Annotated in this window: 23 protein-coding genes; 13 read left to right on the top strand and 10 right to left on the bottom strand. The window is 45.4% G+C overall.

From position 1 onward, the window contains the following. Positions 1-64 precede the first annotated feature (64 nt). The 7 genes from DXB83_RS01465 to nrdR form a co-directional block, all read right to left on the bottom strand. Positions 65-976 (bottom strand): DUF5688 family protein, encoded by a 912-nt coding sequence (locus DXB83_RS01465; protein ID WP_118666314.1) that lies wholly within the window; start codon positions 974-976, stop codon positions 65-67. Positions 977-1,245: 269 nt separating this feature from the next. Continuing rightward, positions 1,246-1,803 (bottom strand): elongation factor P, encoded by a 558-nt coding sequence (gene efp, locus DXB83_RS01460; protein ID WP_022462517.1) that lies wholly within the window; start codon positions 1,801-1,803, stop codon positions 1,246-1,248. 84 nt (positions 1,804-1,887) lie between these two features. Next, complete coding sequence (locus DXB83_RS01455) at positions 1,888-2,412, bottom strand: YqeG family HAD IIIA-type phosphatase (protein ID WP_117509173.1); 525 nt, start codon at positions 2,410-2,412, stop codon at positions 1,888-1,890. Positions 2,413-2,486: 74 nt separating this feature from the next. After that, positions 2,487-3,374, bottom strand: coding sequence for a patatin-like phospholipase family protein (locus DXB83_RS01450; RefSeq protein WP_055218274.1), 888 nt, complete (start codon positions 3,372-3,374; stop codon positions 2,487-2,489). Between the two features lie 104 nt (positions 3,375-3,478). Beyond that, complete coding sequence (locus DXB83_RS01445) at positions 3,479-4,837, bottom strand: citrate/2-methylcitrate synthase (RefSeq protein WP_117509174.1); 1,359 nt, start codon at positions 4,835-4,837, stop codon at positions 3,479-3,481. 130 nt (positions 4,838-4,967) lie between these two features. Continuing rightward, positions 4,968-5,603: a DUF3786 domain-containing protein gene (locus tag DXB83_RS01440; RefSeq protein WP_117509119.1), complete on the bottom strand. Its 636-nt coding sequence runs from the start codon at positions 5,601-5,603 to the stop codon at positions 4,968-4,970. A gap of 14 nt (positions 5,604-5,617) precedes the next feature. Next, complete coding sequence (gene nrdR / locus DXB83_RS01435) at positions 5,618-6,070, bottom strand: transcriptional regulator NrdR (RefSeq protein ID WP_022462512.1); 453 nt, start codon at positions 6,068-6,070, stop codon at positions 5,618-5,620. 142 nt (positions 6,071-6,212) lie between these two features. Between nrdR and DXB83_RS01430 the strand changes: the two genes are divergently transcribed. Next, a complete protein-coding gene (locus DXB83_RS01430) occupies positions 6,213-6,464 on the top strand; it encodes a YlmC/YmxH family sporulation protein (protein WP_022462511.1) in 252 nt (83 codons plus the stop codon). On the opposite strand, the gene DXB83_RS01425 is transcribed toward DXB83_RS01430, so the two are convergent. The 3 genes from DXB83_RS01425 to DXB83_RS01415 form a co-directional block, all read right to left on the bottom strand. Next, positions 6,465-6,770 carry an acylphosphatase gene (locus DXB83_RS01425; RefSeq protein ID WP_022462510.1) on the bottom strand — a complete coding sequence of 102 codons (306 nt, stop codon included), beginning with the start codon at positions 6,768-6,770 and terminating at the stop codon, positions 6,465-6,467. It lies immediately after the preceding gene. A 27-nt stretch (positions 6,771-6,797) separates the two neighbouring features. Continuing rightward, positions 6,798-7,964 (bottom strand): GNAT family N-acetyltransferase, encoded by a 1,167-nt coding sequence (locus tag DXB83_RS01420; RefSeq protein WP_117509120.1) that lies wholly within the window; start codon positions 7,962-7,964, stop codon positions 6,798-6,800. Positions 7,965-8,157: 193 nt separating this feature from the next. Continuing rightward, complete coding sequence (locus tag DXB83_RS01415) at positions 8,158-10,698, bottom strand: heavy metal translocating P-type ATPase (RefSeq protein WP_117509121.1); 2,541 nt, start codon at positions 10,696-10,698, stop codon at positions 8,158-8,160. Between the two features lie 399 nt (positions 10,699-11,097). Between DXB83_RS01415 and DXB83_RS01410 the strand changes: the two genes are divergently transcribed. From DXB83_RS01410 to DXB83_RS01350, 12 genes are all read left to right on the top strand, one after another. Further along, a complete protein-coding gene (locus tag DXB83_RS01410) occupies positions 11,098-14,142 on the top strand; it encodes an SrtB-anchored collagen-binding adhesin (protein WP_118697197.1) in 3,045 nt (1,014 codons plus the stop codon). Between the two features lie 238 nt (positions 14,143-14,380). After that, the gene (locus DXB83_RS01400; protein WP_118697195.1) at positions 14,381-14,707 is read left to right on the top strand and encodes a YdcP family protein; all 327 of its coding nucleotides are present in this window, start codon (positions 14,381-14,383) and stop codon (positions 14,705-14,707) included. A 15-nt stretch (positions 14,708-14,722) separates the two neighbouring features. Then, entirely contained in the window at positions 14,723-15,106 is a 384-nt protein-coding gene (locus DXB83_RS01395; protein ID WP_118697194.1) for a YdcP family protein, read from the top strand. Positions 15,107-15,186: 80 nt separating this feature from the next. After that, a complete protein-coding gene (locus tag DXB83_RS01390; RefSeq protein WP_077729449.1) occupies positions 15,187-15,789 on the top strand; it encodes an SAP domain-containing protein in 603 nt (200 codons plus the stop codon). An 83-nt stretch (positions 15,790-15,872) separates the two neighbouring features. Then, positions 15,873-17,267 carry an FtsK/SpoIIIE domain-containing protein gene (locus DXB83_RS01385; RefSeq protein WP_118697193.1) on the top strand — a complete coding sequence of 465 codons (1,395 nt, stop codon included), beginning with the start codon at positions 15,873-15,875 and terminating at the stop codon, positions 17,265-17,267. Between the two features lie 183 nt (positions 17,268-17,450). Continuing rightward, complete coding sequence (mobT, locus tag DXB83_RS01380; RefSeq protein ID WP_003062030.1) at positions 17,451-18,647, top strand: MobT family relaxase; 1,197 nt, start codon at positions 17,451-17,453, stop codon at positions 18,645-18,647. A gap of 13 nt (positions 18,648-18,660) precedes the next feature. Further along, a complete protein-coding gene (locus DXB83_RS01375) occupies positions 18,661-18,795 on the top strand; it encodes a DUF3789 domain-containing protein (protein ID WP_003061156.1) in 135 nt (44 codons plus the stop codon). 1 nt (position 18,796) lies between these two features. Further along, positions 18,797-19,018 (top strand): hypothetical protein, encoded by a 222-nt coding sequence (locus DXB83_RS01370; protein ID WP_003060793.1) that lies wholly within the window; start codon positions 18,797-18,799, stop codon positions 19,016-19,018. 67 nt (positions 19,019-19,085) lie between these two features. Further along, a complete protein-coding gene (locus DXB83_RS01365) occupies positions 19,086-19,505 on the top strand; it encodes a nuclear transport factor 2 family protein (protein ID WP_003060053.1) in 420 nt (139 codons plus the stop codon). A 90-nt stretch (positions 19,506-19,595) separates the two neighbouring features. Next, positions 19,596-19,892 (top strand): hypothetical protein, encoded by a 297-nt coding sequence (locus tag DXB83_RS01360; RefSeq protein ID WP_008687105.1) that lies wholly within the window; start codon positions 19,596-19,598, stop codon positions 19,890-19,892. Further along, positions 19,811-20,314, top strand: a complete 504-nt coding sequence (locus DXB83_RS01355) for an antirestriction protein ArdA (protein WP_003062492.1) — start codon at positions 19,811-19,813, stop codon at positions 20,312-20,314. The genes DXB83_RS01360 and DXB83_RS01355 overlap by 82 nt, the downstream gene beginning before the upstream one ends. Positions 20,315-20,331: 17 nt before the next feature. Next, positions 20,332-20,835 carry an antirestriction protein ArdA gene (locus tag DXB83_RS01350; RefSeq protein WP_002323345.1) on the top strand — a complete coding sequence of 168 codons (504 nt, stop codon included), beginning with the start codon at positions 20,332-20,334 and terminating at the stop codon, positions 20,833-20,835. Positions 20,836-20,867 lie beyond the last annotated feature (32 nt).

The following is a 20,867-nucleotide window of genomic DNA, read 5'->3' as shown; positions in this document are numbered from 1 at the left end:
TATTTTTCCCACCCAGCCGCCCATTTTTTTCTTAAATTATTCGCAGACTATTCTGCCACACAGCTTACGTTTCTTCCTCACACAGCGTCAGTTCCCCGCTTTCCCGGTGGTAATAATAAACGTGATCCGACAGAATCTCCTGCGGCTTGACCGTCTTTTCATTCACGTCCCGTACCATGTCGGAAAGACACTCCTCTGGGAACACATCATAATCTGGAATCACCATGCACTCATGGATACTGCTCGGAATCACATAAAGACTTGCCTCAAAGCGCTGCGAAAGACTCTCCAGCACGCCGGGATAGCACATGCAGATTGCACCCAGCTTTCCTCTGCGGTTGCTGACCAGGTAAAACTGTTCCGCCAGCGGACCAAGCTCGAACAGGGGAAATGTTACTCCGTACTCCTCTTTCAAATACACCATAAGGCTGTCTGTGCGCACCGGCAGATCCCGCAGGGTGTTCTCCCAGGCACGGGCATCCAGCTCCTCCGCCGAAATTCCCCACAGCTCCCGGTGCGTCTCGTGGATCAGAATTGTCGCATCCGGCACGCGGTTTCCCCGCATCTGGTAATAGTACACGACCGCGAGATCGAGAAATTTTCTGTGCGGAACTTCGGAGAGCAGCGTACGGTTTTTCTCCGCATGAATGAGCTCGCAGTAGATCTGCGGCGCAGCATTTTTCCAGTTGGTAAAAAAGGCAGCTTTCTCCGGTCTTCTCGCCTCCGCTTCCACTTTCCGGTACTGCTCCAGTACCTTTTCTGCAATCTGAGAAAGCGGCACGCCCTGCAGACAGCATTCATACAGAAGCTCCACGTAGATCGTCGGTGCAATCCAGTCCTTCTTTCTGCTGATGACAAACGCCTCTTTTTCGATACCGTTCAGCTTCTGCACCGATTCTATCTTCACCTCAAAATCATCGCCGGCTTTTCTTTTCAGCAGCGCGGCAAGCTGCTCTTTGAACATCTGATAGTCCATTTTTTCCCACCTTTCCTGTTTGATTGCCTTTTGTATTTTTGCTTTACGGAACAAAAAAAGCTCCGAAAAACACAACTTAAAAACCTCTGTACAGATCTGTATATGCCAGAGATTCGTTGGTTCGCGGAACTTCGAACGATGAGAAAAACGGGCCCGGACTGCTTCCGACAGCCTTTATCAGCCATTTTTCAGACGAATATTCTATTTATTTAGAAAACCGTGTCCGCCACAAAGAAAGTTGTGACGGACAACGGCGGGAACAGTCTTACTTATACACGGGACAGATATTCACCTGTTCTGGTATCAATTTTGATTTTGTCTCCCTGGTTTACGAACAGCGGAACGCTTACGGTAGCACCAGTCTCAACGGTAGCCGGTTTGGAAGCACCCTGTGCGGTATCTCCCTTGAAGCCTGGCTCAGTCTCGGTGATCTCAAGCTCTACAAACAGAGGCGGTTCGATTGCGAATACATTTCCGTTGTAGGAACATACTTTAACCATTTCGTTTTCTTTTACAAATTTCAGAGCATCTCCGATGGTCTCTTCGTTCAGAGCGATCTGCTCATAGTTTTCTACGTTCATGAAGTAGAATAAATCACCATCGCTGTACAGATACTGCATGTCTACACGCTCGATACGAGCCTGCGGGAATTTCTCAGTCGGACGGAAGGTACGCTCTACCACACCACCGTTGATGACATTTTTTAATTTTGTTCTTACGAATGCAGCTCCTTTACCAGGTTTTACATGCTGAAATTCAAGAATCTGAACGACCTGACCATCGATCTCGAGGGTAACGCCGTTTCTAAAATCTCCTGCTGAAATCATTCTGATTTTTCCTCCTTAACATAGTACGATGCGCCAAATGCGCACCATAGGCTTATCTTATAATATAATATTTTTCCCGATTTTTCAACTGTTTTTTTTCGTAATCCTGCCGCGGGCCAGATCACGCTCATAAAAGAACAGTACAATGTGCTCCAGATACCGTTTCAGAACGATCTGAATTTCCTCTTTCGGATTGATCGGCTCGGTCAGAATATTGTAAAGTCCGGTCCGTTTTGCACCGTACACATCGGTGAAAAGCTGATCCCCGACAAAGACCGCCTGCTCCTCTTTGATCCCCATTCTCCGGCATGCCTCCTGGTAGTTTTTCACCGAAGGCTTGTGCGCATTTTCGATATAGATAGAACCGACCGCATCGGCAAACGGAGCCACACGCGGTTTCTGATTGTTGGAAAGCAGACAGGTGGAAAAACCAGTCTCCCGAAGAGACGCAAAGAACGCAGCCGCCTCCTTCGTTGCCGGCGCACCGTGCGGAACAAGCGTATTATCGATATCAAAAATCACGCCCCGGTATCCTTTCCGGTACAGATCCGCGTAATCGATCGTATAGGCACTTTTTTCTCTCCGGTCCGGGTAAAACATCCGCATCAGTATAGTTCCCCGGTTCTTCTGGTTTTTTCCACTCATCTTCTTTCTCCAATCCTCTTTTCGTTTATACAGTAACTTTATTCTTCTTTCAGAAACTCCTGCAGAGCCTCAAAATTTGCTTTCATCTGGTCATAGCCGTGCTGGTAAAATTCCCGCAGCTTCTCCTCGTCCTTTTCGAGACGCGATACCGCCGGTATCTCCGGGCGGATCACAAAGACGGAGCCTTCTTCTTCCCATTTTTCGATGCATTCGAGTACCTGGTTATAATGTTTCGCGCGGTTTACAAGCGCACGCACGAGATTCGGGTATTTGCGGAATGCCGCCACATACAGCTCCCAGCCTCTCGTTCCCTCTTTTTTGCGGTAACCGAAATTCCGTGTCAGAATAATGACATTTTTTCGGTGTCCCGTCTTTAAGGAACGGATAATCGGGATCGAATCGGCAACACCGCCGTCGACGTACTCGTTTCCGTCGATCTCCACCATCGGGCAGGCGATCGGCATGCTCGATGATGCACGGCCAATTGCAAGCAGACGTTCTTTATTTTCGCGGTCATCCAGATATTCCGCGCGTCCCGTCTCACAGTTTGTCACAACCAGCTCACACGTCTGCGGCGATGCAAAATACGTATCAAAATCAAATGGAAAAATCTCATACGGATACCGTTCGAACACCATATCCATGTCGAGCAGTGCTTTTTTCTCAACGATTGTCTTGATATTCTTATTGACGTAGCGGTTTTTCTCATCCGTGACAATCATACAGTCCCTCGTTCTGCCAATCTGGCGCGATACATAGTCCAGCGCATTGCAGGCTCCGGCGGAAACGCCGATCACATGAGGGATATAATACTCCTGCTCCATCAGAAAGTCCAGCGCTCCTGCTGTAAAGACGCCGCGATTGGCCCCTCCTTCCAATATGACTGCTCCGGATTTTGTTATGCTGTAATTTTTTGTCTCATTCATTCTCCTGCACTCTCCTATTTTTCACAATGACACATTACTTCCTGCACAGAGCAATGCCGGAGCAGATCGGAAAATCCCGACACGCTCCGGCCCTTCTGCCTGTTTTATCTGTTTTCCAGCGGAACATAGTCCACTTCATCTTTGACACTCTTGTACGCCGGGCGGATGATCTTGTCGGTGTTGATCAGTTCCTCCATCCGGTGTGCACTCCAGCCGACGATACGCGCGCAGGCGAACATCGGGGTGTAGAGCTCCAGCGGAAGATCCAGCATGCTGTAAACGAAGCCGCTGTAGAAGTCGACGTTTGCGGATACACCTTTGTAAATATGGCGCTCCTCGCCGATGATCTTCGGAGCCAGTTCCTCGACCATAGCGTACAGCCGGTAATCTTTCTCTCTGTGTTTTTCTTTTGCCAGCTGCTCAACGAAGGTCTTGAAGATGCGCGCACGCGGGTCGGAAATGGAGTAAACCGCATGGCCCATACCGTAAATCAGACCTTTCTGGTCGAACGCCTCTTTGTGCAGCAGCTTTCTTAAGTAATTCGATACTTCTTCCTCATCCGTCCAGTCTTTGACGTGTGACTTCATATCGTCGAACATCCGCACAACCTTGATGTTTGCACCGCCGTGCTTCGGTCCCTTTAAGGAGCCGAGCGCCGCTGCAATTGCGGAGTACGTATCGGTTCCGGAAGAAGAAACAACATGTGTTGTAAAGGTTGAGTTGTTACCGCCGCCGTGCTCCATGTGGAGGACGAGGGCAAGATCGAGGATCTTCGCCTCCAGCGGGGTGTATTTCTGATCCGGGCGGAGCATCAGCAGAATGTTTTCTGCGGTGGAAAGCTTCTTCGACGGATTGTGGATATATAAACTTTTTCCCTTGATATAATGGTTGTACGCCTGATAGCCATAGACGGACAGCATCGGGAAAACAGAAATCAGGTTAATGCACTGGCGAAGCACATTCGGAAGGGAGGTATCATCTGCGTGGTTGTCGTACGCGTACAGGGTCAGAACGCTTCGGGACAGAGTGTTCATCATGTCCTTGGTCGGCGCTTTCATAACAACGTCACGCACAAAGTTCTTCGGCAGGGACTGCTGCTGTTTTAAAATCGTCTTAAAATGCTTAAGCTGCTCTTCATTCGGCAGATTTCCAAACAGGAGCAGATAAGCGACTTCTTCAAATCCCATACGGTTTTCACTCAAAAATCCCTGGGTCAGTTTTTCCACGTTGATGCCGCGGTAGTACAGACGTCCGTCACACGGTGTTTTGACGCCGTCAATGATATCCGAAGACACAACGTTTGAAATCTGTGTCAGTCCCGCAAGGACGCCAACGCCGTTGACATCGCGCAGTCCGCGTTTTACATCGTATTGCCCATACAGCGAAACATCCATTTTGGAGTTATCCAGACAGATGTTTGTCAGTTCCTCTATTTCCGGTGTTACTTTCATGCTAAAAGCCATATGCATTCCCCTTTCTCTTCTCTTTTTTTACTCACTTTCGCTCATTATAGCATTAAACCAAGGGATTCGTATACTGAAATTTTTATAAACATTCGAAAAATTTTCGTAAGATTTTGTCTCACAAAAGGTATCAGGCTTCTGTTTTACATGCATCGAAGGCTTGATCCAGTGCGTCCAGGAAATCTCCCATCACGTAATACAGCGTCTCAAACCGCAGATAATCGAGGACGTTTTCATCCCACATAAACTTCAGCACCGGCGGGAATTCCTCATCGGACTCCCAGAACTGGAAGACGAGCGGCAGAAACGGAAAGACATGAAAAACAAAAGCAGCGTCTCCCGGGAAATATGGTTTTCCGCCAAGGGAAACGCATGCTTTTTTCAGCTGTTCCACATGCCCGTCATACCGTGCGGCGCGGCTGTCGTGAACGCCGGACGCAATCGTGCGGCCTTTGATCGTTCCCTTTAAGGAATTGGTACGCGCATACGTGCCGGCGAGCACAATCTCCTTCTTTCCGCAGCAGAGCAGGTCGAAAATCGTCAGCGTCTCATTGAAACTGCCCTGATGTACATGAAGAAAATGGTCTTTTGATCCCTCTACAACGCCGGTATGGCGGTTCACTCTCCATTCTTCAAAAAGATACGGCACATAGAAATAATCGCCATCAAACGCAAAGCCATACTTTCCTTCGATCTCCTTCTGATCGTATGTCAGAAAACGTTCCTGCATCTGATCACGCATTTTAATATAGTTCGACACTTCCATTTTTTTGCCTCCCGCTATTTGTCGAGCATCTTTTTCAGCTCGTCCATGAACGTGTTGACGTCCTTGAACTCACGGTAAATCGACGCAAAGCGGACGTACGCCACCTGATCCAGGTCTTTTAAGTAATGCATGACCTTCTCTCCGATCACAGAGCTTGGAATCTCGCGTTCCTCGCCGTTGAAAAGCTCCGTCTCCACCTTGTTGACCATCTCGTTGATCTTCTCGGCGGACACCGGCCGTTTGTGGCAGGCGCGCAGGATACCGGTCTCGATTTTCGAGCGGTCATACTGCTCGCGGTTCATATCTTTTTTGATGACGATCAAAGGGATCGTCTCCACTTTTTCGTATGTCGTAAAGCGTCTGCCGCAGACATCGCACATCCGGCGGCGGCGGATCGCATTGCTGTCTTCAATCGGGCGTGAATCCACAACCCGGGTATTATCCTGATTACAAAATGGACATCTCATATCTTTCGTCCTCGTTTCTAAATAAGTATTTCGGAAAGTTTTCTACTTTTACAGTATACGCATTTTTCCGTGAAATTCAAGTCAACTGCAGCAACATTTTCGCATATGTTTTTCCATAGGAATCAGTAAAAAGGAGCACCGCATGCGCGTTGTAGATCTCCGCCAGAAAGAAGTTATCAATATCTGCACCTGCAAAACGCTCGGCTGTCCGATTGATGTGGAATTCAATCCAAAAACGGGACATCTTACCGGACTCGTTCTTCCGGGTCCTGTGAAATTCTGCGGCTTTTTCTGCCACGGCGAGGATTTTGTGATCCCATGGGACCGCATCTGCCAGATCGGCAACGATATCATTCTCGTCGAAATTCCGGAAAAAGAGAAAAAACAGCCCTGATCAACGGATATGAAAACCGAATTCCGATTCCAGCGGAATCTTCGTCCATTTTGCATCCGTGATTTCGATGTAGCTGGAGGTGCGGATCCTTTTGATCATCTCCGTGATCGTCTCCTCATCACCCTGCACCTCCATCTCCACCGTCTCATCCCAGCAGTTTCTCACCCAGCCTGTCAGCCCGAGCTGGTAGGCAGCATAATACGCCCGGTAACGGAACCCCACGCCCTGCACCTGGCCGTAGAAAATCACATGGTACCGGATTTCTTCTTTTTCGTCTCTTCTGTCTCGTTTCGCTGTCTCGTTCATATTTCTCTGCCTCCCAACAGTCATTGCCTAAAATTCGTCTGCCGTCGCACAGTACAGCGGAAGCGGGAACCAGTCGGATGGAATGTTCTTCCAGATTTCAGATGGAACCTTGCTTCCCTTACTTGCCAGCGGTGAAAGAAGCAGTTCCTGCGCCTGCTCCCGGTTGAGTACATCTGCCCCCGGATGGGCTTCCCGTGTCACGGTCACAGTTCCATCTTTTACCGTCACGGTCAGCGGCTGTCCCTCCAGTACGGCAGACCACGTTCCATCGCTGATGCCCATCGTCTCTGCTTTCATGGTCAGCATTGCCTCGATGACGTCTGCAAATTGGAAAATACGGTACATCGCGGAACCGCAGCGCTCTTTTGTGAAGCTTTCGCAGACTTCCGATAACGCTGCTGCTTTTCCGGTCTCATACACCGGAATGGAAATGAAAAGAGAGTCAAGCGCATTTTCTTTTAAATAAGCGGCAAGTGCAGGAACGAAATCCTGTTCCTCCAACACTTCTGCTTCCACAACCTGGTTTCCGCCGCAAAGTGCCAGATATCCGATCCGCTCACCGTTTTTCCAGATTGCAATTGCCTGCTCGCCGAACGTTTTCAGGCAGGCTTTCACATCCTCTCTTACCACGTAAAGCGGTTTTTCCTCATTCAGCTTCTTTGCAAAGGCTGCCGCCTCTTCGTCCGCTTCGCCGTTTTCCGGAAACAGCGGCGCAAAGGTGTAAGCGGAGAGTTCCCCGTTTTTCCAGGTATGGCGCACATTTGCCACATCCAGGTAAAACGTGTATTTTTCACTTCCCGGCGTAAAGCCAAAGTAGGCATACCGCTGTCTCTGGCCGTCCAGTGCCAGAAGATCACACGTTCCTTCCAGATCCGTAATCCAGTCGCCAAGAAGACGCTTCATGTGGCCTTCGCCCCTTGCCTTTGGATGCACGGAAACGCTTCCCACATATCCTGCGCGGAGCAGCTTACCCCCTGCTGCCATTTGCTGCGGAAGCACCGCAATCTCGGCCCGGAGTCTGCCGTTTTCCGCAACAGCGACGCGGTGGATCCGTGCCATTTCCGGTCCTGCCTGATAAACCCTTGGAATTAACTGCTCAAAGTCGTGCGGACGGTGTGCCGTGCTGAACACGTAGTTTGCAAGTTCGATGCAGTCCTCCCACTCTTCCGGCTTTGCAAGTCTGTACTCTGTCATAATGTAAAAACCTCCTGATCCTAAAAACCCTTTTGTTTTTGCTCTTCTTTTTCTCTATCCTAACGGATTTTTGTCCTTTTGTCACGAAAATTCCGAACAAATTGCAATATTTTTGCTATATCTGGTAAAAAAAAGAAACGCGCCCGGAAATTTTCATTCCAGGCGCGTTTCCCTTTTCTCAACGTTTCCTGTTTTACTGGATTCCTTTTACGGTGTAATCCTGTGCCTCTACGGCTGTTTTCAGCACATCGTCTGATACAGGAGCTGTCAGTGTTACAACGGCTGTTCCTTTTTCATGGCTTACTTCTGCGGATGCAACACCCTCGATTGCCTCAAGTGTTTTCTTCACTCTTGCCTCGCAGTGGCCGCACATCATGCCCTCGATTGTCATGGTTTTTACCATTCCCTGTTCTGTTGTCATGTTCAGATCCTCCTTTAGAATTTCGTTTTTGATTCTTTTATCTTTTGACGCGTCGTGCATCCGAAACAGATTCAGACGCAGGGCGTTTGTCACAACGCAGAAGCTCGAAAGGCTCATCGCCGCCGCACCGAACATCGGGTTCAGCTTCCAGCCGAACAGCGGGATCCATACGCCCGCAGCCAGCGGAATACCGATGATATTGTAAATGAAGGCCCAGAACAAATTCTCGTGAATGTTCCTGAGGGTCGCACGGCTTAAGCGGATCGCTGCCGGTACATCGGAGAGGCGGCTCTTCATCAGGACAACGTCTGCCGCATCGATCGCGATATCGGTTCCTGCTCCGATGGCAATACCGATATCCGCACTGGTCAGAGCCGGTGCATCGTTGATGCCGTCTCCTACCATCGCTACTTTTCCTTTTTCTTTCAGGCGGCTGATGACCGCTTCTTTTCCATCCGGCAGAACGCCTGCGATGACTTCGTCCACACCTGCCTCAGCGCCGATGGCACGCGCGGTGCGCTCATTGTCTCCGGTCAGCATCACGACACGGATTCCCATATTCTGCAGCTCTTTCACCGCACGCGGGCTGTCCTCTTTGATGACATCCGCAACCGCGATCATACCGAGCATCTTTCCGTCTTCACTGAAGAACAGCGGTGTCTTTCCTTCTTCGGAAAGTTTTGCTGCCTGCTCTTCCATCTGTTTCGAGAGAACCGCTTTTTTCGTAATCAGTGCGCGGTTGCCTCCGCAGAGCTCTTTTCCGTTCCGTTTTGCCACAAGGCCGTTTCCAGGAAGCGCAGAGAAATCACTGACTTCTTCGCGGGCCAGGCCTTTTTCCTCTGCAAGTGCAAGAATCGCACGGGCCAGCGGATGCTCACTTTTCTGCTCCAGTGCAAAGGCACCTTTTAAAAGCTCCTCCTCACTTACACCGTCCGCCGGGACAAGATCGGTTACCTGCGGCTCTCCGCTTGTGATGGTTCCAGTCTTATCGAGTGCAACGATCTGTGTTTTTCCTGTCTCCTCGAGAGAAACTGCGGTTTTGAACATCGTTCCGTGTTTTGCTCCCATTCCGTTTCCGACCATGATCGCAACCGGTGTTGCAAGGCCGAGCGCACACGGGCAGCTGATAACGAGAACGGAAATACCTCTTGCAAGAGCAAAGCTGACGCTCTCTCCTGCAAACAGCCAGATCACAATCGTAGCAAGTGCAATGCAGATAACGGCCGGCACAAAAATACCGGAAACTTTATCGGCCACTTTGGCGATCGGCGCTTTTGTCGCTGCCGCATCGCTGACCATCTGAATGATCTGGGAGAGTGTTGTGTCTTCTCCGACTCTCGTCGCCTCACAGGTCAGGAAACCGGACTGGTTTAAGGTCGCCGCCGATACGCGGTCGCCGGCCTCTTTATCCACCGGAATACTCTCGCCAGTCAGCGCGGATTCGTTGACGGCACTCGTTCCCTCCAGGACAACGCCGTCCACCGGAATATTTTCGCCCGGGCGGACGATGAAATGATCGCCCTTTTTCACCTGATCAATGCCGACTTCCACTTCTTTTCCGTCTCTTAAGAGAACGGCGGTCTTCGGAGCCAGCTTCATCAGACTCTTTAACGCATCGGTCGTTTTTCCTTTGGAAATCGACTCCAGCATTTTTCCGACGGTAATCAGGGTCAGAATCATGGCTGCGGACTCGAAGTAAAATTCATGCATATAGCTCATGACTGCATCCATGTCCCCCTGTACCTGCGCTCCCGTCATGGCAAACAGGGCGTAGACGCTGTATACAAACGATGCGGTAGAACCAAGCGCTACCAGCGTGTCCATGTTCGGTGCTTTATGCCAGAGACTCTTGAAACCGCTGATAAAGAATTTCTGGTTGATGACCATGACCGCAATGGTAAGCAGGAGCTGTACCAGTCCCATTGCGATGTGATTTCCTTCAAAGAATTTCGGCAGCGGCCATCCCCACATCATATGGCCCATGGAGAAATACATGAGCGGAATCAAAAGAAGAACGGAGCTCAACAGACGGCGTTTCATGACCGGTGTTTCCTTGTCTTTCAGCATCTCTTCGTATTCTGCTGTGGAAGCCGACTGTGATGTGCTTCCCTTCTCGCCTTTTTTCGACGCACCGTAGCCTGCATTTTCCACGGCGGCAATAATCTCTGCCGGGGAGGCCGTTCCCTCCACGCCCATGGAATTTGTCAGAAGGCTGACTGCGCAGGATGTGACACCGGGTACCTTTGACACGGCTTTTTCGACACGGGTCTGGCAGGCGGCGCAGCTCATGCCGGTTACATTGTACTGTTCCATCGTATGTCTTCCTTTCTGTAGTTCTGGATTTTCTATTTCATATACCCTAATGGGGTATCTTGTTTTCTTCTACACTATATACCCTGTCCGGGTATTTTGCAAGTGTTTATAATAAAAACGCATTAAAAATCTGATTATCCGCTAAAACACAGTATCTATCAGCATTTTCAAGGAAACAAACACATCAATTTACTACTTATTTACTACCATTGAATGAGCCTTGATACGCAAGTTTTCCTAGATATGCAAAGATATGGTACAGCACATCAGTATTGAAACAAGAAAAAATTGAATAACTCATAGACTATGGAACGCCTAAAATGACGTTCCTTTTCTATTTCCAGCCGTTCTTATTGGACGGCTATTTTATTACCCAAAATGAAAGGAACATTTAGACTTATGAAAGAAATATTAAAACGATTATGTACTGGCGTACTTGCTCTTGCGACTGTCGTTACTGCTTTACCGAGTACACCCGTTCATGCGTCGGAAACACAGTATTGGACGGAGTCTGTCGAACGTGTCGGTATCGTAGAACGTGTTAATAATGATGGCTCTATTACTGAAACCTTTAATGAGGGACATTTGACCGTTGAGGGCAAGGACGCTTATTGTATTGACATCAATACAGCATTCAAAAACGGTTATAAAACCAGAGCTGACGCAAGCACCCGTATGAGTACCGACCAAATAAGCGATGTTGCCTTATCTATCGAATATGTGAAACAGTACACAGACAGCCATAGCGGAATAAGCAACAATCACGCTTACCTTTTAAGACAGCTTGTAGTCTGGCAGAGATTGAGCGTACATCTAGGCTGGCAATGTGATAACGTGCGAGCTTCTTATGATGAAATTCCAAAGGCAACGCAGGACGAAGTTTTCGCTGGTGCAAAAGCCTTTGTCAAAGAAAATAAAGGACGCTATGAATGTGGCGGTTATATCTACTCTGGCGAGGGGCAGGAATTGGGACAATTCTGGGCTAAACTCAATGTCGGAAATGCGAAACTGCAAAAGATTTCCAGTAATACCAGCATTACAGACGGTAACGGAAATTACTCTATCGCTGGTGCAACATATGGTGTCTTTGCTGATAAGGATTGCACGAAACAGCTTGCCACCCTTACGACTGATGAAAACGGAAATACGGACGTTGTAGAGGTAACGGCTGGCACAGTCTATATCAAGGAATTATCTGCACCAGCAGGATATAAAGTGGATAAAACTGTATATTCCTTAAAGGTTGAAGCTGGAAAGACAGCGACCTTGAATGTATCTGATACACCAAAGGTAACGAACACATTGATTGAGCTTTTCAAGATTGATATGGAAACACAGAAAAACAATCCGCAGGGGAACGCTTCTTTAGCAGGTGCGGAATTTACATGGAAGTATTATGCAGGCTTCTATAATAAAGACAATCTTCCTGCCGAAGCTACTCGTACATGGGTTACAAAGACAATCGCTGAAACAGACAGCGACGGGACAACCCACTACATCACAAAATTAGCGGACGCTTATAAGGTAGCTGGCGACAGCTTCTATATGCAGGACGGAAAAGCGGTTCTTCCACTTGGAACGCTAACCGTTGAGGAAACAAAAGCCCCAAACGGCTACTTGCTAGACGGTGCATATATGCAGGCTGGCGACAAGTCCGAACAGATTAAGGGCTTATATGTAACACAGATTACCGAGGACGGCGACCTTGCCGTATTATCTGGAAGTAACCAGTTTTCCGTATCAGATAAAGTCATTCGTGGCGGTGTCAAAATTCAGAAACGAGATTTAGAAACCGGCGATACCAAACCACAAGGAAGTGCAACATTGAAAGATACTGCTTTTGACATCATTTCTTTAAATGATAATTCTGTATTGATTGAGGGCAAGCTCTATAAGAAAAACGAAGTGGTAAAAACAATCTATACGGATATTGAGGGTATTGCTTCTACTTCCGCTGACCTTTTACCTTATGGAAAATTCCGTATCGTTGAAAGTGAAGCTCCCGACGGATATTTGACAGACGGTATGAAGCCGATTGACTTTGCAATCACAGAGAATGGAAAAATCGTAGATTTAACCGACAAAGCAAACTCTATCTACAATCAGATTAAGCGTGGCGATATTGAGGGCGTAAAAATCGGTGCAGGCACACACAAGCGTCTTGCTGATGTTCCTTTTAGGATCACAAGCAAGACGACGGGCGAAAGTCATGTTGTGGTAACTGATGATAACGGGCAGTTCTCCACTTCTGCTGACTGGGCTAGTCATAAGCACAATACCAACGCAGGAAAGACCAGCGAGGACGGTGTGTGGTTTGGGACTTCTGAACCAGACGACAGCAAGGGTGCATTACCTTATGATACTTACATCATTGAAGAATTAAAATGTGAAAGCAACAAAGGCTTTGAACTTATCCCACCTTTTGAAATCGTAGTATCAAGAAATAACCGTGTGATTGATTTGGGAACGCTGACTGATGAATACGAAAGAGAAATCTCAATCCATACCACAGCGACCAGCAAGGACGGCGAAAAGACAATCCTTGCGGGAAAAGAAATCACGATTGTAGATACTGTCAAATTAGACGGACTTACAAAAGGCACAAAGTATCAGTTGAAAGGCTGGCAGATGTTAAAGGAAGAAAACGCTGAACTTGTCATTGACGGAAAGCGTGTAGAAAATGACTATACTTTTGTCGCTGATGATGAAGCTATGAAAGTGGAAATTGCCTATACATTCAATGCGTCTGCTTTAGGTGGCAAGAACCTTGTTACCTTTGAAGAATTGTATGATTTAAGCAATCCAGACGAACCCGTAAAAGTTGCGGAACACAAAGACATTGAGGACGACGGGCAGACGGTACTTATCACAGAGCGTATCATCAAGATACATACAACTGCTACCGATAAGGACGGCAACAAAGAGCTTAAAGCAGGAAAAGAGGTAACAATCATTGATACCGTAACCTTAGAGGGCTTAGAAATTGGCACAAAATATCAGCTTAAAGGTTGGCAAATGTTGAAAGAAGAAAATGCAGAACTTCTTATCAATGGAAAGCGTGTAGAAAATGACTATACTTTTGTCGCTGACAGCGAAACTATGAAAGTGGAAGTTGCCTTTACCTTTGACGCTTCTACTCTTGACGGCAAACAGCTTGTAACTTTTGAAGAATTGTACGATTTAAGCAATCCAGACGAGCCGAAGAAAGTTACCGAGCATAAGGACACCACAGACGAGGGACAGACGATTACTTTTAAGGAAAAACCAGAAGAACCAGAGAAACCCGAAACACCGCAAACGCCAGAAAAGCCTAGCAGACCTACGGACAGTCCCAAAACGGGAGATAACACCAACCTTTACGGACTGCTTGCACTTCTTTTGACTTCTGGTTCTGGACTGGCAGGTATCTTCTTCTACAAACGCCGTAAAATGAAGAAATCATAAGGCGGTAACGGTATGAGAAAAGGAAAATCACGCTCTCCGCCGAAGCTGTCAAACGGCAGACTTCCGCTTATTCTGGCTTATCTGCCAACAACCTGCAAGAACACGGATAGTCAAGGGTGCGTAAGCATTTATTTTACCCTTTACTATCTGGGGGATTGCTGGTACTTTCCAAACCGCCAGAATAAGAAATCACAATCAATTAACTAATCAAAAATAGAAAGAAACGAGGTAAAACACTATGGAAATGAAATATGTCGTGCCAGATATGGCACAGTCTTTTGGAACTCTTGAATTTGCAGGAGAAAGCGAGCCTATCTTTGAAAGGGATAAAAATAACCGCAGGGTTTTAGCCAGACGAAGCTATAACCTTTATTCTGACGTACAGAAAGGCGAAAATGTTGTTGTGGAAATTCCCGTGCAGGCTGGCGAAAAGCATTTCAAGTATGAACAGAAAGTAAAACTTGTCAATCCGAAGTTATACGGCAGAGGTTACGCAATCGGGGATATGGGACATACCGATTATGTGTTGCTTGCTGATGATATTGTAACAGTTGAAGAAAAGTAAAGGAGTTAAGAATTTATGAGATTATCAAACGGATTTGTTATTGACAAAGAGAAAACATTTGGAGAATTAAAATTTACAGCGGTGCGTGATGTGTACTTGCAGAATGAGGACGGGACACCGAGTACCCAGCTTAAAAAGCGTATCTATGATTTGAAGTGCAGTCTGCATGGTGGAATTATCCCCGTGTCTGTACTGCCAGAAGTACCGTTAAGGGAATTTCCGTATAATGCAGTTGTGGAGCTTGTCAATCCAGTAGCCGATACGGTATCACGAAAAACCTATACGGGTGCAGATGTGGACTGGTATGTAAAGGCAGAGGATATTGTATTGAAGAATAAAGGCAATCAGAACACAGGCAATCCACAGAACCCTACACCGCAGGGACAGCAAAAAAAATAATCTATAAAATATATTTTGATTGTAAGCGATACTCTATAGAGTTATAATAACTTCACAATAAATATTATGGAGTGGTAACAATGAATAATAATCGTCCTACTTTTAATGAGATAAAATCATACGATGAATTTGTTAAATATTACTGGTATCGTGATGAATTATCAAAAATATGTAAACAGCTTGGTATTGATAATACAGGAACAAAACAAGAATTAAATCAAAATATTAAGGAATATTTTAATGGTAACTTAATCAAGAAAAAAAAGAGCCGTTCTCGAACAAACTTGATAGCAGAAGTTACATTAAATAGTCCTTTGCTTGACTGTGGATTTTCATTCAATACAAAGTTTAGAGAATTTTTTTCACAACAAACCGGAGTTAATAATTTCAAGTTTACAGCAGATATGGCAACAGCATGGCGAAAGGTAAAAAAAGAGAATGATACGTCTTTTACAATTCAAGATATGCTGAACATCTACTATTGTAAATCAGATTATGCAAAATATGATAATTCCACTTGCGAATGGAATAAATTCTTAAAAGATTTTTGTGCTGATGAAAGAAACACTCAATTTAAAAACAAATTAAAAGTTGCGTCTATCCTTTGGAAGATAGTTAGGGACTCGGATTTACCAAAGGTTTATACTTATGATTTGGTAATAAAATATCTAAAAACGGTGTGAAATTATAAAATATAAATTGTAGTAGAGGCAGTTAGTCTTAGGATTGACTGCTTTTTTCATACCCAGAAAGGAGTGATTGATTTATGCGTAAGATTTGGAACAAAGGACACCGTATCAGAGCCAGCGACAAGCACCTTGTCTACCACTTTTCCATAGGGACGCTTCTGTTTGTATTCATGGCGGTTCTTCTGCTACTGAACATCAAACAGCTCATGCGTACCGACTGGGAACATTTCAGCTTGTTAGAAAACGGCTTGACGCTTTCCCCTTACAACTTCATAATTGTGCTGATAGCGACTGGTGTTTGTGCATTGGTCGCTTTTCTGTATTACCGCTTCTGTTACGACAGTTTCAAGAAGCTATTGCACCGTCAAAAGCTGGCACGAATGATACTGGAAAATAAGTGGTATGAAGCCGATACCGTACAAGACAGCGGTTTTTTTACTGACCTGCAAAGCAGATCAAGGGAAAAAATCGTCTGGTTTCCAAAGATTTATTATCAAATGGAAAAGGGATTGCTCCATATCCGCTGTGAAATCACGTTAGGAAAATATCAAGACCAGCTTTTACGGTTAGAGGATAAATTGGAAAGTGGCTTGTATTGCGAGCTGACCGACAAGACCCTGCATGACGGCTATATTGAATACACCCTGCTTTATGACATGATAGCGAACCGCATTACCATTGATGAAGTATGGGCAGAAAACGGCTGTCTTAGGCTGATGAAAAATCTTGTGTGGGAATATGACGCACTCCCTCACGCTTTGATTGCTGGTGGGACTGGTGGCGGTAAAACTTATTTTCTGCTGACGCTCATTGAAGCCTTACTGCATACCAACGCTGTCCTTTACATTTTAGACCCAAAGAACAGCGACCTTGCAGACTTGGGAACAGTCATGCCTAATGTCTATCACACCAAAGAAGAAATGATTGATTGCGTCAATGCCTTTTATGAGGGCATGGTACGGCGAAGTGAGGAAATGAAGCAACACCCGAACTATAAGACGGGCGAAAACTACGCCTATCTGGGACTTCCACCCTGCTTTCTTATCTTTGATGAATATGTGGCGTTTTTTGAAATGTTGGGGACAAAAGAAAGCGTGAGCTTACTTAGCCAGTTAAAGAAAATCGTTATGTTAGGGCGACAAGCAGGTTATTTCCTTATTGTTGCCTGCCAGCGTCCAGACGCAAAGTATTTTTCAGATGGTATCAGAGATAACTTCAATTTCCGTGTGGGACTTGGGCGTATCAGCGAATTAGGTTACGGTATGCTGTTTGGTTCAGATGTGAAAAAGCAGTTTTTCCAGAAACGTATCAAGGGGCGTGGCTATTGTGATGTGGGAACAAGCGTCATAAGTGAGTTTTACACGCCTTTAGTCCCAAAAGGACATGATTTTTTACAGACTATCAGCTCTCTTGCACAAGCAAGGCAGGACGGGACGGCGACGTGCGAAGCGAAAGGCGACGGCACGGACTAGCCGTTGCTGGTGTGGCGTAAGCCACGCCAGCAGGTAAAACCCCTCGGTATCTAACAGAGGGGTACGTTTGCAAATAGACAATAGACAAAAAACATAGGAAACATAAGGCTTCTGGCATGGTTTTCTAGCAAAAATCGGCTGTGAAGTCGCCTTAAAAAACTTCACACTTTACAGATTGGGGGTATGGTTCTGAATGAAGAACAACGGATAAAAGAATTACGGGAGAAACGGATTGCTTACGGTATCTCACAAGGCAGGCTGGCGGTGGCTTCTGGTATCACAAGGGAATATTTCAACAAGATAGAAAGTGGAAAAATGAAGCCGTCAAAGGAACTTCTGGAAACTCTGCATAAGGAACTGGCAAGGTTCAATCCAGAAGTACCGCTTACCATGCTGTTTGATTATGTGAAAATTCGTTTTCCCACGCTGGATATACAGCACATCATCAAAGATATATTAAAACTGAATATCAATTATATGCTCCATGAAGATTACGGACATTACAGTTATACGGAGCATTATTCTTTAGGGGACATCTTTATCTATACGTCGGCTGACGAAGAAAAAGGTGTCCTTTTAGAGTTAAAGGGGCGTGGTTGCCGACAGTTTGAAAGTTACCTGCTGGCACAACAAAGAAGTTGGTATGACTTTCTCATGGACGCACTCATAGACGGTGGCGTGATGAAGCGTATCGACCTTGCTATCAACGACCATACGGGTATTTTGGATATTCCAGAGCTTGCGGAAAAATGCAGGAAACGGGAATATATCGGAAAGTCCAGAAGTTATAAGTTTTATCAGTCGGGCGAGCTTATCAAGCATAGAGAGGACGACAGAGAATATATGGGACGCACCCTTTATCTTGGTTCGCTAAAATCAGATGTGTATTTCTGTATCTATGAAAAGGACTATGAGCAGTACGTCAAGTTAGGGACACCGCTGGAAGAAGCCGACATTATCAACCGTTTTGAGATACGGCTTAGAAATGAACGTGCCTATTATGCAGTACGAGATTTGCTGACCTATTATGACGCAGAGCAGACTGCCTTTTCTATCATCAACCAGTATGTGCGGTTTGTTGATGAAGAAGCAGACAAGCGAAAAAATGACTGGAAACTCAATGACCGCTGGGCGTGGTTTATCGGCGATAACAGACAGAGCTTGAAGCTGACGACAAAGCCAGAGCCTTACACCTTAGACCGTACATTGCGGTGGGTACAACGGCAGGTAGCACCGACCTTGAAAATGCTGAAAAGGATTGATAAGGGAAACGGAACAGACTACATGAAAACTATCGAACAGCAGGCAAAGCTCACAGAAAAGCATGAAATGATAATCAAACAGCAGACGACCCCTGCAAAAGATTTAGTAGAAAGTTAGGAGTGATGAAAAAATGTGGGAATTATTGAAAGACTTCCTGCTGGTATCTGTTGGAACGGGTATCGGCGTAGCCTTGATGTGTATTTTAAGTGTTGGCAAAGGAGCTGACTATGAAATGAAGAAATTAAAAGAAAGCGAGGACAAATAACATGAATTTCGGGCAAAATTTGTATCAATGGTTTTTAAGCAACGCACAGAGCTTAGTGCTTATGTCGATTGTGGTTATCGGTATCTACTTAGGGTTCAAGCGTGAGTTTTCAAAACTTATCGGTTTCTTGGTAGTTGCCTTGATTGCTGTCGGCTTGGTATTCAATGCTGGCGGTGTGAAAGATGTACTGTTAGAGCTGTTCAATAAGATTATCGGTGCATAAAATTTTATTGTGGGGCTGATGTATGGGTGCTATAATGTGAAAAAAGAAGTAATCGAGGTGTTCTATTTTGAATGAGAGAGAAAAAATTATTCGTTTATGGTTTGATATGTGGTTGAAACAGCAAGACTTAGGAATAGATAAAATTTTTACAGAAGATGTTGTTTATACGGAAAGCTGGTGTCCTAAATATGAAAATCTTAAAACAGTAAAACATTGGTTTAATGAATGGAATACTCGTGGTAAAGTCATTATTTGGGATATTAAACAGTTCTTTCATAAAGAAAATCAAACTGTCGTAGAATGGTATTTTAAAAATGAAATGAATACGGGAAGCGTTGAAGAATTTGACGGTATTTCCTTAATTGAATGGACAGAAGATAACAAAATCAAATCATTAAAAGAATATGGTTGCAATCTGAATAACTATAATCCATATCAACACAGCGATAACCCTCAATTTAGAGATGAAAAAACAAACTGGTTTTAAAACTTAATCAAATTATATCCATATACATAAAGCAGTTAGTCTTAGGATTGACTGCTTTTTTCTTACCTAAAATCAGATTGGAGTGATGAAATGAGCGATATTTTTAAGGATATGCAGGCAAACGTCGGCTGTGATTATATTTCTAACCTGCCCTCTTACAAGCGTAAAGTGTGGCATGAAATGAAGCGATTACCGCTTACGAATTATGATATAAAACAGTTAGAAGATTTTTCAAAGTATGTGTTTGGTATGTCGTACCAGAGCTTAAAAGATGTGATGAAGCAACAGAAAGGACGTGAGGAACAATGCAGGAAACAAGGGTGCTGGTGGAAACGAGAGGAACAACTGGCGAAGAAACAATATCATACTGGTTCGACCTGCCGATAGATGTTGCCGAGTTTGAAGAAAAGTTAGGTATCGGTGCAGAAAGTGGGGATTATCGTATTATCGAAAAGGTGTTGCCTTATGCTGATGAAGTCCACGAACACACCAGCGTGTACCAGCTCAACGAATTAGATTTTATGTACCGCCAGCTTTCAAGTGATATGCAGGAAGAATATGTATCACTACTTACGGTGTTTGAAAATTTAGAAGCACTTTATATTTGCAGGAACGTGATTATTGTTTATCCCGACTGTAAAAGCATGATAGATGTTGCAAGGCAAAAGCTGATGAACGACCCGATGTTCAAGCATTTATCCGAGGACTGTCAAGAATACTACTTTGACTTTGAAGCCTACGCTTCTCACTTGCAGGAACACGGGAAATTTTTAGTAACAGAACACGGTATCTTTGAACTGCCAGAGTAGGAAATGAGGTGGTGCTTATGATTGATGATATGGCGGTTTATATTGCTAATCTTGGCAAATACAATGAGGGCTATTTAGTCGGTGCTTGGTTCACGTTCCCCATTGACGAGGAAGATGTGAAAGAAAAAATCGGCTTGAATGAACAGTATGAGGAATACGCTATCCATGATACCGACAACTTTCCCATTGCGATTGGCGAGTATGTTTCCATTGAAGAACTCAATGAGATGTATGAAATGATAGAGGAACTTCCCGACTATATTGTAGAGTGTCTGGACGAATTTATCAGCCACTATGGGACGCTGGAAGAAGTCGTGGAACATAAGGACGATATTTACTATTATCCCGACTGTGAAACCATGACAGATGTTGCCTACTACTACATAGACGAATTGCAGGCACTTGGGGACATTCCACCCAGCTTACAGAATTACATTGACTATGAAGCCTACGGGCGAGATTTGGATATGGGCGGTTGCTTTATTGAAACAAGCCGAGGTATGTGCGAGATACCATATTAACGCTGGAAGATCAGCGACAAGCATTGTTGCTA

Source organism: Blautia sp. OM06-15AC, from assembly GCF_003481425.1.
Lineage (GTDB): Bacteria > Bacillota > Clostridia > Lachnospirales > Lachnospiraceae > Fusicatenibacter > Fusicatenibacter saccharivorans.
Note: the sequence above shows the minus strand (reverse complement) of the source record. Positions and strands in the feature narration are given on the sequence as shown.

What these genes read in the sequence shown, in the direction of transcription:
- DXB83_RS01410 (WP_118697197.1), top strand. Translation starts at nt 11,098, where the DNA reads ATGAAAGAAATATTAAAACGATTATGTACTGGCGTACTTGCTCTTGCG.
- mobT (WP_003062030.1), top strand. Translation starts at nt 17,451, where the DNA reads ATGGTTCTGAATGAAGAACAACGGATAAAAGAATTACGGGAGAAACGG.
- DXB83_RS01440 (WP_117509119.1), bottom strand. Translation starts at nt 5,603, where the DNA reads ATGGAAGTGTCGAACTATATTAAAATGCGTGATCAGATGCAGGAACGT.
- DXB83_RS01430 (WP_022462511.1), top strand. Translation starts at nt 6,213, where the DNA reads ATGCGCGTTGTAGATCTCCGCCAGAAAGAAGTTATCAATATCTGCACC.
- DXB83_RS01420 (WP_117509120.1), bottom strand. Translation starts at nt 7,964, where the DNA reads ATGACAGAGTACAGACTTGCAAAGCCGGAAGAGTGGGAGGACTGCATC.
- nrdR (WP_022462512.1), bottom strand. Translation starts at nt 6,070, where the DNA reads ATGAGATGTCCATTTTGTAATCAGGATAATACCCGGGTTGTGGATTCA.
- DXB83_RS01355 (WP_003062492.1), top strand. Translation starts at nt 19,811, where the DNA reads ATGCAGGAAACAAGGGTGCTGGTGGAAACGAGAGGAACAACTGGCGAA.
- DXB83_RS01400 (WP_118697195.1), top strand. Translation starts at nt 14,381, where the DNA reads ATGGAAATGAAATATGTCGTGCCAGATATGGCACAGTCTTTTGGAACT.
- DXB83_RS01465 (WP_118666314.1), bottom strand. Translation starts at nt 976, where the DNA reads ATGGACTATCAGATGTTCAAAGAGCAGCTTGCCGCGCTGCTGAAAAGA.
- DXB83_RS01350 (WP_002323345.1), top strand. Translation starts at nt 20,332, where the DNA reads ATGATTGATGATATGGCGGTTTATATTGCTAATCTTGGCAAATACAAT.
- DXB83_RS01360 (WP_008687105.1), top strand. Translation starts at nt 19,596, where the DNA reads ATGAGCGATATTTTTAAGGATATGCAGGCAAACGTCGGCTGTGATTAT.
- DXB83_RS01415 (WP_117509121.1), bottom strand. Translation starts at nt 10,698, where the DNA reads ATGGAACAGTACAATGTAACCGGCATGAGCTGCGCCGCCTGCCAGACC.
- DXB83_RS01450 (WP_055218274.1), bottom strand. Translation starts at nt 3,374, where the DNA reads ATGAATGAGACAAAAAATTACAGCATAACAAAATCCGGAGCAGTCATA.
- DXB83_RS01425 (WP_022462510.1), bottom strand. Translation starts at nt 6,770, where the DNA reads ATGAACGAGACAGCGAAACGAGACAGAAGAGACGAAAAAGAAGAAATC.
- efp (WP_022462517.1), bottom strand. Translation starts at nt 1,803, where the DNA reads ATGATTTCAGCAGGAGATTTTAGAAACGGCGTTACCCTCGAGATCGAT.
- DXB83_RS01390 (WP_077729449.1), top strand. Translation starts at nt 15,187, where the DNA reads ATGAATAATAATCGTCCTACTTTTAATGAGATAAAATCATACGATGAA.
- DXB83_RS01395 (WP_118697194.1), top strand. Translation starts at nt 14,723, where the DNA reads ATGAGATTATCAAACGGATTTGTTATTGACAAAGAGAAAACATTTGGA.
- DXB83_RS01375 (WP_003061156.1), top strand. Translation starts at nt 18,661, where the DNA reads ATGTGGGAATTATTGAAAGACTTCCTGCTGGTATCTGTTGGAACGGGT.
- DXB83_RS01370 (WP_003060793.1), top strand. Translation starts at nt 18,797, where the DNA reads ATGAATTTCGGGCAAAATTTGTATCAATGGTTTTTAAGCAACGCACAG.
- DXB83_RS01385 (WP_118697193.1), top strand. Translation starts at nt 15,873, where the DNA reads ATGCGTAAGATTTGGAACAAAGGACACCGTATCAGAGCCAGCGACAAG.
- DXB83_RS01445 (WP_117509174.1), bottom strand. Translation starts at nt 4,837, where the DNA reads ATGGCTTTTAGCATGAAAGTAACACCGGAAATAGAGGAACTGACAAAC.